The sequence below is a fragment of the Paenibacillus sp. FSL R5-0527 genome, from assembly GCF_038008055.1.
In the GTDB taxonomy this organism is placed as follows: Bacteria; Bacillota; Bacilli; order Paenibacillales; family Paenibacillaceae; genus Fontibacillus; species Fontibacillus macerans.
Map to the genome: position 1 here is coordinate 2,961,764 of NZ_JBBOYI010000001.1, position 12,308 is coordinate 2,974,071.

A 12,308-nucleotide genomic window follows, 5' to 3' on the forward strand; every position below is an offset into this window, starting at 1 on the left:
GTAAGCGGATCAATTAAAAGGGAGGAAAGCAAAATGAACTTGGATATCAGAGACGTTAGAAGCGAGGATATCGAACCTATTAAATCGATCATTTCCAATACGTGGAACGCGAAGAGGTTTATCGAAGATGAAGACGTAATAAATGCAGCAGTTACATTGATGTTCATAAGTCCAATTTTGAACAAAAGCACTTTTGGAAGAGTAGCTACTTTAGATGGAGAAGTCATTGGTGTAATTTTTGGTTCAAGAGTTGGTGAAACAACATCTTATAGATTGCTGCAAGAAGATTATACAAGTGAATTGCTGCAACTTTTAAATCTGAATGTATAATAGCGATAACCGTTATCGGGATTAGTGTATGCAGGTATTAACAAGCCAATATCATGATAATAACGTAAGGCTTTTATCGTGACATTTTTTAATCTGGAGACTTCCCCAATTGAAAAATACTTTTTATTATCCATAATTCCTCCAATAAGCCTGCAAATTACTATTTTTGGCTAAAGGCGATTTTTAAACCTATAAGTGTGAACAGAGACCCCTGGATGATGTTAATCCTTTTAGATAATGATTTATTTTTGCGCAGGAAATAACCTACTTTTCCAGCAAATATACTTATTAGCATAAAAATCACTAAAGATTGGACTAGAAATAAGATTCCATAAACAAGCATTTGCATGGAAACATTGCCATTTTCATAATGAATAAACTGCGGGAAAAATGCCAAGAAAAACAAAGAAACCTTTGGGTTCAAAACATTCATTATTACTCCTTTTTTGTATAAGGATTTGTAGTCTAAGGAGTCCTCGCTGTTAAGGTTAAAACTTGAACCTTTTTGTCTAAATGACTTATAGGCTAAGTATAACAAGTATGCTGCTCCTGTGTATTTAACTAATGTGAATGCTAAAGCCGATTGATAAATGATAGCTGTAACTCCGATGGTTGCGGCAGTAATATGAACTATTATTCCAGTACAAAGCCCGAGTGTAGTAAAAATCCCCGCGTTTTTCCCATTTGATATACTCTGAGCCAAGGTGAACAAATTATCCGGTCCTGGCATAAGGGTAAGAACTATTGCTGTACCTAAAAAAGATATTACAGATAGAAAGTCCACACATATCCCTCCACTTTTATTTTAAAGTTAGTTTTAACACAAATATTGGCTTTGTTCAGTCTGCTCGGATCCGATTCCTATACTGTTTAGGCGTTACGCCCGCATGTTTCTTGAAAACTTTAATAAAATGCGACTGGTCATAGAAGGTGAGCCGTGCTCCGATGGTGGAAATCGGCTCGCCCGAATGGGCAAGCAGCTTCTTCGTCTCTTCGATCCGTTCCCATTGGATGTAGTTCGTCAATGTCAGCCCGGTTTCTTTCTTAAATAATTGCGATAAATATTCGGGGTTAAGCCCGGACAGCTCCGCAAGCTTCTGTAAACGAATTTCTTCGAACAGGTGGCTGTAGATGTATTCCTTACAAACATAGACCGGTGTCGAAACACTGTTTTTACGGCATTGGGCAACACGGTCGGCGAAATCCAACATCGCTTGGATGGCGGCGGCCTCCACCGTTTTGACCTCGTTCAGTTCCTCGATATGTTGCATTTGCATATTGCAGAGCGTAAAGGCTAATTCCTCATATAAACCTCCTTCGATGGCCGCAAGCATGCTGATGGAGACTCCGTTGATCGCGAGGTTTTTCACACTGCGAAGATGGCTGCGATTAGAGAGTACTTCGGTTTCATCGTAAGTAGCTTCGGCTAACTTCCTCATCAGTTCGGTTTTATTCCCGCTGCGAATTAAAGAAAACATTTGGTTTGCCCTTTCGATCCCCTCATGGAAGATGGAAAACTCGCGGCGCTCCGCCAGGGCAAGCTCCACTTTCTCCTTCTGCCGATTCGGAAGTCCATATTGCAAGCTGGAATGAAGCACGTCCGTAATATCCAATGCTTCCCGGTTGATCATCCAGTTGGTCAATACGCCGATATGCAGCATTCGCAGGCGGTTCATGACCGGAAGGCTGTTCCAGTACTCCGTCCATCTTGTTCGCTCCGGATTCAGCAATCCGTAATCGTTTAAGAGATTGGCGCAAATCTCGTCATTCAGCTTTTGCCGGATGGCCGGGCCGATGACGATGATGGCTTGACCATGGCCGTTTTGTTTTACCGGCAGAACGATAAATTGCTCCATGAAATTGGTTTCGCGGAGAATCGGGCCATGCAAATCCGTTCCTTGACTTACCACAGAACGGAAAAGCTCAGCCGGATCCGCAAAGAAGGGATGAAGTGAAAGGTTGGCGTTTAAGATCATTTCATTTTCAAAGTCAACATTCGGTTGGCAGTAAACCGGAAGCTGCAAACTTTCGTGAAGTTGCTTACACAGATAAGCCAGGCCGGGAGGATCAATGATAGCGAGCATCGCATAAACCTCGATTTCTTAACATTTTTATATGTAATATACCATATTTCCAGATGAGTTTCTGTCATGCTTAATAGAAGGTGTAAGGGCTTTCTAAGCTCCATTAGACCAATAGGGGAAAGTGAGGTAACGATGATGACCAAAAGATTAGAAGGTAAGGTAGCTGTTGTGACCGGATCCGGACAGGGTGTCGGGAGAGGGATTGCGCTTGTCCTGGCTCGTGAAGGAGCCAAAGTCGTTACCAACAACCGCAAACCGGGATCGACCGGCACGGCTTCCTTTAAGAAGGAACTTGACGAACAATTCAACGATGAAGAGCGGGCAAAACTTCTCACATTAAAAGGCGATGCCGAAAGCACCGCGAACGAAATCATCAAGGAGGGCGGGGAGGCTGTACCTTTTTATGGTGATGTGTCCGAATTTGCCACTGCGGGTAAGTTGATTCAAACGGCCGTCGATACGTTCGGTAGAGTTGATATCCTGGTCAATAACGCTGCGGGTATGGGCTTCGGGATGTTGGCAACAACGACGGAAGCAGATTGGGATTATCAAACGGTACCGAAACTCAAAGGTGCTTTCAACTGCTTGAGCCATGCACTTCCTTTCATGAGGGAGCAGAAGTCCGGTCGTATCCTGAATGTCGCTTCCGACGCGTGGGTGGGAATCGCCGGGCTCGGCGCGTACAGTGCCGCGAACCCGGGGATTGTCGGTTTGACGAAGGCGGCAGCGAAGGAATTGTGGCCGTTTGGCATAACCTGCAACGCTTTTTGCCCCCAAGCCGCTTCACGCAGCCACGTCAATTTCCGCGCAACGTTAAGAGAGTTGATAAAGACCCAAGGGATCACCATGGAGGTTGACGAAGCGAAAATGAAGGAAGTGGAAGAGGCGCATGGACCGGCGGAAAATATGGCGCCCTTCGTCGCTTATTTGGCTACCGAGGAAGCAGCCTTCATCAGCGGCGCGGTGTTTTCGATCACAGCCAATGGACGAGTGGCCCTTTACTCGGATCCTGAACCGGCTGGCGAGATCAAGAAAAACGAGGGTCCTTGGACGGTGGAGGAATTGATTAAAACCGTTCCCGAAAATTTATTGAAAGATTATGTGTCCATTGCCACGCGGAATGAATGGGCTTAGTTTTGCAGCGCTTTAGCAGCGAGTTTTAATATTAAGAAGCCGACGCTCCGAGGTTCATACTTTTGGATATTTAAAAAATCAACGTCTTGCTTTTATTCAAAAAGGCAAGACGTTAATTTTGCGAATTATTGAGTGGACTTTAAAGCTTCAACCTCATCCTTCGTTAGTCCGCTCGCTTTCACGATAACGGAAACCTCAATGCCCATGGCCAGCATGTTCTTGGCAATTTCCATGGCTTTCTTATGTTCTCCCTGCGCCATACCTTTCTCAATGCCTTTCTCAATGCCTTTCTCAATGCCCTTCTCGATTCCCTTCTCCATACCTCTAGCCATACCTTGTTCCGTTGCCCACTCAATCATGGACGCCTGGTCATGCAAGTATTTCTGGCGCTCCTCGTACTTGCGGCGGGCTTCCCGATCGAGACTCAAAAACTCCAGCGTATCCATCGCCTTCTTCAAGCTTGGTTCATTCATCTTCAGCGCCTCCCAGTTCGATTTGTCCGCACTCTTCAAAAAAAGCAGCCAATTTACCAAACCGCCCTCCACCGGAATCGATCGATCATCCAGCTTGGATAATTCTATGACGTGCATTTCAATGTCATCACATAGCTTAACCCTCGTATGATCTTCCCGTAAGTGATAGACATTATGATACCGCTCGTTGGCAATGACCGTGAAATTCAAAATATTGATCGTAACGCATTTTTTCAGTTGCTTGTAGGATTGTCCTTCCTGCAACTGGCTGGAGTAGCGTTTGCTCCAATAATAGAGCGTCCGTTTCTCAATGTCGTATTTATTGAATAGCTGCATCTCCACGTTGATAAGTTTGCCTTCCGTAGTTTTGGCCCAGATATCGAAGATCGACTGTTTGTCGAGCGGAGCGTCCTTATCCGTATAGGGATTCAAAAGGACGATCTCCATGAGCGGCGGTTCGCCCGATTCCATAAATGTTCGATTTAAGAAAGCCAGCAGCACATCTTTGTTGTCTTCACTGCCAAAAATCCGCTTAAAAACGAAATCATTCCGTGGGTCAAGAAGTTCAGTCGTCAATTTGACATTCAACTCCATTTCTTTTATTTTATCACACTTTAAGTTCATGCAAACAAAAAGCCGCTCCAATACGGCAGCCAAACGAAGGCTCGTATTAAAGCGGCATGTGCTTCACGCCAGTTAAATTATGGTTAGAGTATACCCGATTATTATGAATGCTGCAACCTGAAACAGAGCTAAACAGTTTATCCACCTAAACATTACCAACACTCACCCAATAATTTGAAACATAAAATAATAAAGGCAAGAGGAATGTTAATTTTTTTTAATATAAGCGAAATTTTTGTATTTACCATTGACTGAAAACGGTTTAAATAATAATATATGACCATAAGTTGATCAACTGTTATCAAAAATTTGATTGAAGATTGGAATTTTTGAAATTGGGAGGATGCTATGATGACGCAAGTGTCAGAAGTGGAGATCTTAAAAAATTATATTAATGGCGAATGGGTGGAGAGCGCTACCGACCGTTATGAAGACGTGTACAACCCGGCGACTAACCAGGTTATCGCCCGTGTCCCTTTATCGACGAAAGAAGAAATTGATCATGCGGTTGAAGTCGCGGCCGAGGCTTTTAAAAGTTGGCAGAAAGTGGCCGTACCTCGCCGGGCTCGAATTCTGTTCAATTATCAGCAACTATTGACCCGGCACAAGGAGGAACTGGCCAAGCTGATCACGATTGAAAACGGCAAAAACCTGACCGAGGCTTTGGGCGAAGTGGGGCGCGGCATCGAAAACGTAGAATTTGCCGCCGGAGCACCGACGTTGATGATGGGCGATTCGCTGGCCAGCATCGCCACGGATGTAGAAGCTGTAAATTACCGCTATCCGCTTGGCGTGGTAGGAGGAATCGCGCCCTTCAACTTTCCGATGATGGTGCCCTGCTGGATGTTTCCGATGGCGATCGCGCTCGGCAACACCTTTATATTGAAGCCGTCGGAGCGTACGCCGCTGCTGACCAGACGGCTGGCGGAGCTGTTCGAGGAGGCCGGATTGCCTAAAGGTGTGTTCAACGTCGTATACGGAGCCCACGATGTCGTAAACGGTATTCTCGATCATCCGGAGGTCAAGGCGGTTTCGTTCGTCGGTTCGAAGCCGGTCGGCGAATACGTGTTCAAGCGCGGCAGCCAAAACCTGAAGCGGGTGCAGGCGTTAACCGGAGCCAAAAATCATACCATTGTCCTAAACGATGCGAATCTGGAGGACACGGTGACCAATGTAATCAGCGCCGCTTTCGGCTCGGCCGGAGAACGCTGCATGGCCTGCGCCGTGGTCACTGTGGAAGAAGGGATCGCCGATGAGTTCATCGCCCTTCTTAAGGAAAAGGCGCAGAGCGTTAAAATCGGCAACGGTTTGGACGACGGGGTGTTTCTCGGCCCGGTGATCCGGGAAGAGAATAAACGGCGGACCCTGCAATATATCGAAAAAGGTCTGGAAGAGGGAGCTTCGCTCATCTGCGACGGACGGGAAAACACGCCGGATCAAGGTTATTTTGTCGGGCCGACGATCTTTGAAAATGTAACGACGGAGATGACGATTTGGAAGGAGGAAATTTTTGCGCCGGTGCTGTCCGTAATCCGCGTGAAAAACCTCAAGGAGGCGGTGGAAATCGCCAACCGGTCGGAATTCGCCAATGGAGCCTGCATTTTTACCTCCAATGCGTCCGCCATCCGGTATTTCCGGGAAAACATCGATGCCGGAATGCTGGGCGTAAACCTGGGCGTACCTGCGCCGATGGCCTTCTTCCCGTTCTCGGGCTGGAAATCCTCCTTCTTCGGCACGCTGCACGCCAACGGCAAAGACAGCGTGGACTTCTACACGCATAAGAAGGTCGTGACCGCCCGATATGCAGCGCCGGCTTTTGAATAATCATCATGTTCAGGACAGTTGGGAGGTAAGGGGCCATTGACGCTGGTATCATTCAAAGAAATGCTTCAAAAAGCCAAGGCGGAGCAATATGCGGTCGGACAGTTCAATCTGAACGGCCTGCAGTGGGCGCAGGCCATCTTGCAGGCCGCTGAAGAAGAGCGTTCTCCCGTCATCCTGGCCGCTTCGGACCGGCTGGTGCCCTTTTTGGGCGGCTATAAAGTGATCGCGGTGATGGTGGAGGAGCTTGTCAAAGCGATGGCGATCACCGTTCCGGTGGCGCTTCATCTGGATCACGGAAAAACGCCGGAGAATTGCAAAAAGGCCGTTGACGCCGGCTTCAACTCCGTGATGATCGACGGTTCCCATGATCCGATCGAGCGGAATATAGCGATGACCGGCGAGGTCGTGAACTACGCGCACCCCCGCGGAGTGTCGGTTGAAGCGGAGGTCGGCACGGTCGGCGGGATGGAAGACGGTTTGATCGGCGGGATTCGGTATGCGGACCCTGGAGAATGCGCCGCGCTGGTCAAGGAAACGGGGATCGATGCGCTCGCCGCGGCGCTCGGTTCCGTCCATGGCCCTTACCGGGGAGAGCCGGTACTGGGCTTCGCGGAAATGGAGCGGATCTCCGGGCTTGTCGGGATTCCGCTGGTACTGCACGGCGCTTCGGGCATTCCCGAACATCAGATTCGGCGCGCTATCGCTTTGGGCCATGCCAAAATCAATGTCAACACGGAATGCCTTCAGGCCTGGGCGTCGGCGCTCCGCCGGACGCTTGACGCCGATGCCGGCCTGTACGATCCGCGTGCGATTTTGTCGCCGGGAACAGAGGCGATCAAGGAAGTTGTTAGAGGCAAAATCCGGGAGTTCGGTTCCGCGGGAAAAGCATCGCGGTAAGCATCGGCTAGCGGATTACCAAATTATAAATTCCTGTACGCCTGGCCTGCGACCTTTGCGCCGAGAGGCCAGGCGTGCAGGCAAACTGATTCAAGTAGGGAGAGATAGCAATGCTGCAAAACGAAAAACAACGAAAATTTGATCTCATCACATTGGGGAGAGCTTGCATTGATTTAAACGCGGTAGAATATAACCGGCCGATGGAAGAAACGTTGACCTTCTCGAAATATGTGGGCGGATCGCCCGCCAACATCGCGATCGGCGCGGCCAAACTCGGCTTGCAAGTCGGATTTATCGGCAAAGTTCCCGCCGACCAGCACGGCCGCTTTATCCGGCATTCCATGAAGAAGAGCGGCGTCGATGTCTCCTGTATGATTGACGACACGGAAGGACGCAAGGCGGGCCTGGCTTTTACGGAGATTAAAAGTCCGGAGGAATGCAGCATTCTGATGTACCGTGAAAATGTCGCCGATCTGTTTTTGCGGCCGGATGAGATCGAGGAAGAATATATTGCCGCCGCTTCGGCGTTGCTGATCTCCGGTACGGCGCTGGCCGCCAGCCCATCGCGCGAAGCCGTTTTTAAAGCGGTTTCAATTGCCCGGGACAACGATACCAAAGTCATCTTCGAATTGGATTATCGGGGCTACACCTGGAAGTCTCCGCAGGAAACGTCGATTTATTATTCGGCGATTGCCGAGCAATCGGATGTCGTGATCGGAACCCGGGACGAATTTGATGTGCTTGAAGGAAAAGAAGGCGGAACTAACGAGGCGACCGTTGCGCGATTGTTCCGTTATCGCCCGGAGCTGGTGGTTATCAAACACGGCGTGCAGGGTTCCTACGCTTATACCCGGGACGGCAAGGTGCACAGGGGATTAGCTTATAAATCCAAAGTGCTCAAAACGTTCGGAGCCGGCGATTCCTATGCGGCCGCTTTCCTGTATGCCTTAATGAGAGGAAAAGAGATTGCTGAAGCCTTGAAATATGCCAGCGCTTCGGCTGCCATCGTCGTCAGCAAGCACAGTTCATCGGAAGCGATGCCGACGGTGGCCGAAATCGAGCAGCTCATTGCCGCGCAAAGCCAATAAATTTGCTGGTTATTAACATCTGGTGATTACTTTATAATTGAAGCGGGGGAAGTTAGTTTATGCCGATATTAATTGTTTGCTTTGGGGTTGCGCTGCTGCTTGTTCTGATTATGAAAGCAAAGCTGAATACATTTGTATCGCTTACGATTACCGCGTTTGTCGTGGCACTGCTGCTCGGTATGGATCCGACGACCATCGTTACCACCATTGAAAGCGGAATCGGCGGCCAGCTGGGGCATTTGGCGCTGGTGTTCGGTTTCGGCGCCATGCTCGGCCGGCTGGTATCCGACGCTGGCGGCGGTTACCGAATCGCCATTACGCTAATCGACAAGTTTGGCCGTAAACGGATTCAGTGGGCGGTCGTGGTGGCTTCATTTATCGTCGGAATCGCCTTGTTCTTCGAAGTGGGCCTGGTGCTCTTGATCCCGATTGTTTTCGTCATCGCGAAAGAACTAAAGATGCCTTTCCTGTATCTCGGCATTCCGATGGCCGCCGCGCTGAACGTAACCCACGGCTTTCTGCCGCCGCATCCGGCGCCGACCGCCATTTCGGCAGCTTATGGAGCGGATTTGGGACAGGTTCTGTTGTACGGTATGATTATCGCCATTCCGACGACGATTGTGGCCGGACCCTTGTTCAACAAAGTGCTGATGAAAGTGTATCCCCGCGTGTACGAGCGGGAAACGGACGCTTCCGTTGTCGTCGGCGATCAAAAAAGCTTTGTGCTTAGCGAAACCCCCGGTTTTGGCATCAGCGTGCTGACTTCCATGCTTCCCGTGATTTTTATGGGCGTCGCCGCGGCCGCCAAAATGGTGATGCCCGAAGATTCGGCCGTGCTCAAAGTGCTGAATTTTATCGGAACGCCCGGCACCGCGATGCTTATCTCTTTGCTGGTGGCCATGTATACTATGGGTATAGCCAGAGGGATCGCGATGAAGCAAATCAGCAATACTTTGGTAAGCGCTATCTCGCAAATCTCCATGATGCTGCTCGTAATCGGCGGCGGCGGAGCCTTTAAGCAGGTGCTGGTCGACGGCGGGATCGGCGATTACGTATCCCAATTGTTCTCGGCAACGAATCTGTCCCCGCTGCTTGTTGCCTGGATGATCGCGGCGATTTTGCGATTGTGCCTCGGCTCCGCCACGGTGGCTGCGCTCACTACAGCGGGTCTGGTGACGCCGATGATTGCAGTTGGAGATGTGAATCCGGCGCTGATGGTGTTGGCTACGGGAGCGGGCAGCGTAATCGCCTGCCATGTGAACGATGCCGGGTTCTGGATGATCAAGGAGTATTTTGGACTAACGCTGAAGGAGACGTTTGGTACGTGGACTACGCTGACAACGGTGCTTTCGGTGACGGGACTGCTCTGTGTGTTGGCCTTGGGTGCGATTTTGTAAGTGTAAGGAGGGACAAAAGATGAACGGCCTGGATGTTGAACGGGTGTTGGGCTGGCTTGAGGAGGCGGGGCAAATGCTGCGCGGCTCGCTTCAAGAAGAAAGAGAAATATCCCAAAAGACCGGGGCCCTTGATTTGGTGACCGACATGGACCGGCGGATCGAACAGTTTCTGGTCCGCAATATCAGGGAGTTCTACCCCGGCGACCGTATCCTGGGCGAGGAAGGCACGGGGGACCGGGTGGAGGATCTGGCCGGCCGCGTATGGATACTGGACCCCATCGACGGAACGATGAACTTCATCAAACAGAAAGAAAATTTTGCGGTCATGATCGCGGTTGTGGAAGATGGCATCGGCAAATGCGGTTTCATTTATGATGTAATGCGCAGCCGGCTCGTTTGGGGCGGGCCGGAAACCGGCGTATATTATAACGGTCAGCCACTGCCGCCATTGCAGGATCACGAATTAAAGGACAGCTTGGTGGCTATTAACTGGCAGATGTTTGCCGACAATGTTTCCAACGTCAAGGCGCTGGCCTGGGGAAGCTGCGGGGTCCGGATACAGAGCTGTGCGGGTACGGAATTTATTCAGCTTTTATTGGGAAAACAGTCGGTGTACGTTTCCAAGCTGGCACCTTGGGATTACGCGGCCGGGAGAATTTTGTGCGAAACCGCGGGGATTCGTTGTTCTACCATTAAAGGCGAACCGCTGGGATGGCTGGAAGCGGTTCAGGGAGCATTCGCGACACCGCGCGCATATGAAAGCGCTATACGAATGTTGAATGAACAATAATTTACACCGGTGGAGACCTGTTGGCCTATTCGGCCAGGAGGTCTTTTTATTTTAAAAAAAATAAATATAGTACGTTCTATATATTGATTTTGCTTGAAATATTGTGTATTATTCAAACATAAATGCTGACTATATATGAGATTTACGTTTAAAAAAGTGTGCAAGTTCGTTTATGAAGTGGAGGTAAACCGTGATCGAACTGACAGCCCGTCAACTGCAAATTATCGATATCGTCCAGAAAAACGCACCGATCAGCGGAGAACAGATTGCTGAAAGCTTGCACTTAAGCAAACCTACGATCCGCTCGGACCTGTCGCTGCTGGTTATGCTCGATTATATCAACGCAAAGCCAAAGGTCGGTTATTTCCCGGGAGGCAAAGCTTCTTCCGATCTGCGCAACGGTTACCTGCTGCAAAATAGCAAAGTCAAAGATATTCAGGGCATGCCGATCATTATCCGGGAAATCACCACCATACAAGATGCCGTCGTTACGCTTTTCCTGCAGGACGTGGGCACGCTTTTCGTTTGCGATGATGACGGCAAGCTCGCCGGGGTTGCCTCGCGCAAAGATTTTCTTAAGGTTACGCTCGGCAACCCTGGCGCCGCGTCCATGCCGGTCAGCATGGTCATGACCCGCCAACCCAAGGTGGTTACGGTATTTCCCGAAGATACGGTGCTCGACGCGGCGCAAAAAATGATTTTGCACGAGGTAGACAGCCTGCCGGTTGTCGTTCCGGCTAACGAGGAAGAGAGCGGCGCAAGGCTTACGGTGGTTGGCCGTTTGACGAAAACTTCGATCTTAAAGCTGCTTCTTGACAAAGAGAACCATTGATAGGGAAACAGGAGGAATCGAGAGAGCATGGAAACATCACATTTGATCACGATCTGCTCGGATTCATTGGGAGATACGGCCGAGGCGGTAGTGCAGGCCGTCATACATCAATTTGAGAATCAACGAGTCAAGATCAAGCGGTACGGCAACATCCGGCATGAAGATGAGCTGCGGAAGCTGCTGGAGGAGGCCGCGCGCCACAAAGGGTTCGTGGCCTACACGCTGGTGCAGCCGGAGCTCCGCGAAGTGATTCGCGAGGAAGCCGTCAGGCTCGACCTGCGCATCGTCGATATTATGGGCCCTATGATGCAGGCGTTCATCGATACTTTCGATGATGCCCCGCGAGCACGGCCCGGCCTGCTGCATCAGCTTAATGAAAATTATTTTCGGCGTATAGAAGCCATCGATTTTACGGTGGCCAGCGACGGCGGACGGAATCTTGAAGCCATGTTCGAGGCGGATATTGTGGTGATGGGCATATCGCGCACCTCCAAGACGCCTTTAAGCATCTTCCTTGCCCATCGCGGCAAAAAAGTCGTAAACTATCCGCTCGTGCCCGAGGTGGGGCCGCCGCCGCATCTGTTGAGCCTGCCTGCGAGCCGCCTCATCGGCCTGACGATGGAGCCGGAGCATATGCTCAAAATCCGTTCGGAGCGGCTGAAAATGCTGGGCCTGCCGCTGGACACGCAATACACGAGCCTGGCCCGAATCCGGGAAGAAACGGATTACGCCCTGGCGCTATATTCCCGGCTCAAATGTCCGGTTATCGACATTACCGATAAAGCGATTGAAGAGACGGCCGGCATCATCATGGGTTATATTTAAAAAATTTCCG

Annotated in this window: 12 protein-coding genes and 1 pseudogene; 9 read left to right on the forward strand and 4 right to left on the reverse strand. The window is 50.0% G+C overall.

Annotated features, from left to right (window positions below; translation table 11 throughout):
- The first annotated feature begins 33 nt into the window (after positions 1-33).
- Entirely contained in the window at positions 34-330 is a 297-nt protein-coding gene (locus tag NYE69_RS13095) for a hypothetical protein (protein ID WP_340926529.1), read from the forward strand.
- Here the strand turns inward: NYE69_RS13095 and NYE69_RS13100 are convergent.
- The 3 genes and pseudogenes from NYE69_RS13100 to NYE69_RS13110 form a co-directional block, all read right to left on the reverse strand.
- A pseudogene (locus NYE69_RS13100) lies at positions 324-464 on the reverse strand (MerR family DNA-binding transcriptional regulator); the annotation flags it as partial. The gene NYE69_RS13095 and the pseudogene NYE69_RS13100 overlap by 7 nt on opposite strands.
- Positions 465-490: 26 nt before the next feature.
- Positions 491-1,114: a LysE family translocator gene (locus tag NYE69_RS13105; protein ID WP_340926530.1), complete on the reverse strand. Its 624-nt coding sequence runs from the start codon at positions 1,112-1,114 to the stop codon at positions 491-493.
- Between the two features lie 55 nt (positions 1,115-1,169).
- Entirely contained in the window at positions 1,170-2,240 is a 1,071-nt protein-coding gene (locus tag NYE69_RS13110; RefSeq protein ID WP_340926531.1) for a helix-turn-helix domain-containing protein, read from the reverse strand.
- Between the two features lie 306 nt (positions 2,241-2,546).
- Here NYE69_RS13110 and NYE69_RS13115 point away from each other — a divergent pair, with 306 nt between their 5' ends.
- Positions 2,547-3,548, forward strand: a complete 1,002-nt coding sequence (locus NYE69_RS13115; RefSeq protein WP_340926532.1) for an SDR family NAD(P)-dependent oxidoreductase — start codon at positions 2,547-2,549, stop codon at positions 3,546-3,548.
- 125 nt (positions 3,549-3,673) lie between these two features.
- Here the strand turns inward: NYE69_RS13115 and NYE69_RS13120 are convergent, their stop codons facing one another.
- Positions 3,674-4,615, reverse strand: coding sequence for an Rpn family recombination-promoting nuclease/putative transposase (locus NYE69_RS13120; RefSeq protein WP_445744832.1), 942 nt, complete (start codon positions 4,613-4,615; stop codon positions 3,674-3,676).
- Between the two features lie 381 nt (positions 4,616-4,996).
- Between NYE69_RS13120 and iolA the strand changes: the two genes are divergently transcribed.
- The 7 genes from iolA to NYE69_RS13155 all read left to right on the forward strand — a co-directional run bounded on the left by iolA (position 4,997) and on the right by NYE69_RS13155 (position 12,298).
- Positions 4,997-6,469 carry a methylmalonate-semialdehyde dehydrogenase gene (gene iolA, locus NYE69_RS13125; RefSeq protein WP_155620464.1) on the forward strand — a complete coding sequence of 491 codons (1,473 nt, stop codon included), beginning with the start codon at positions 4,997-4,999 and terminating at the stop codon, positions 6,467-6,469.
- A 36-nt stretch (positions 6,470-6,505) separates the two neighbouring features.
- The gene (gene fba, locus NYE69_RS13130; protein WP_340926534.1) at positions 6,506-7,366 is read left to right on the forward strand and encodes a class II fructose-1,6-bisphosphate aldolase; all 861 of its coding nucleotides are present in this window, start codon (positions 6,506-6,508) and stop codon (positions 7,364-7,366) included.
- 110 nt (positions 7,367-7,476) lie between these two features.
- Positions 7,477-8,454: a 5-dehydro-2-deoxygluconokinase gene (gene iolC / locus NYE69_RS13135; RefSeq protein ID WP_340926535.1), complete on the forward strand. Its 978-nt coding sequence runs from the start codon at positions 7,477-7,479 to the stop codon at positions 8,452-8,454.
- 59 nt (positions 8,455-8,513) lie between these two features.
- Complete coding sequence (locus tag NYE69_RS13140; protein ID WP_213509880.1) at positions 8,514-9,851, forward strand: gluconate:H+ symporter; 1,338 nt, start codon at positions 8,514-8,516, stop codon at positions 9,849-9,851.
- A 19-nt stretch (positions 9,852-9,870) separates the two neighbouring features.
- A complete protein-coding gene (locus NYE69_RS13145) occupies positions 9,871-10,641 on the forward strand; it encodes an inositol monophosphatase family protein (RefSeq protein ID WP_340926536.1) in 771 nt (256 codons plus the stop codon).
- 190 nt (positions 10,642-10,831) lie between these two features.
- Complete coding sequence (locus NYE69_RS13150) at positions 10,832-11,473, forward strand: helix-turn-helix transcriptional regulator (RefSeq protein ID WP_036624503.1); 642 nt, start codon at positions 10,832-10,834, stop codon at positions 11,471-11,473.
- Positions 11,474-11,500: 27 nt separating this feature from the next.
- On the forward strand, positions 11,501-12,298 hold the full coding sequence (locus NYE69_RS13155; protein ID WP_155620459.1) for a pyruvate, water dikinase regulatory protein: 798 nt from the start codon (positions 11,501-11,503) through the stop codon (positions 12,296-12,298).
- The last annotated feature ends 10 nt before the right edge of the window (positions 12,299-12,308 follow it).

Excerpts from the sequence above, each read along its gene's own strand:
- NYE69_RS13095 (WP_340926529.1), top strand. The coding sequence starts at position 34 with ATGAACTTGGATATCAGAGACGTTAGAAGCGAGGATATCGAACCTATT.
- NYE69_RS13115 (WP_340926532.1), top strand. The coding sequence starts at position 2,547 with ATGATGACCAAAAGATTAGAAGGTAAGGTAGCTGTTGTGACCGGATCC.
- NYE69_RS13120 (WP_445744832.1), bottom strand. The coding sequence starts at position 4,615 with ATGGAGTTGAATGTCAAATTGACGACTGAACTTCTTGACCCACGGAAT.
- iolA (WP_155620464.1), top strand. The coding sequence starts at position 4,997 with ATGACGCAAGTGTCAGAAGTGGAGATCTTAAAAAATTATATTAATGGC.
- iolC (WP_340926535.1), top strand. The coding sequence starts at position 7,477 with ATGCTGCAAAACGAAAAACAACGAAAATTTGATCTCATCACATTGGGG.
- NYE69_RS13140 (WP_213509880.1), top strand. The coding sequence starts at position 8,514 with ATGCCGATATTAATTGTTTGCTTTGGGGTTGCGCTGCTGCTTGTTCTG.
- NYE69_RS13145 (WP_340926536.1), top strand. The coding sequence starts at position 9,871 with ATGAACGGCCTGGATGTTGAACGGGTGTTGGGCTGGCTTGAGGAGGCG.
- NYE69_RS13155 (WP_155620459.1), top strand. The coding sequence starts at position 11,501 with ATGGAAACATCACATTTGATCACGATCTGCTCGGATTCATTGGGAGAT.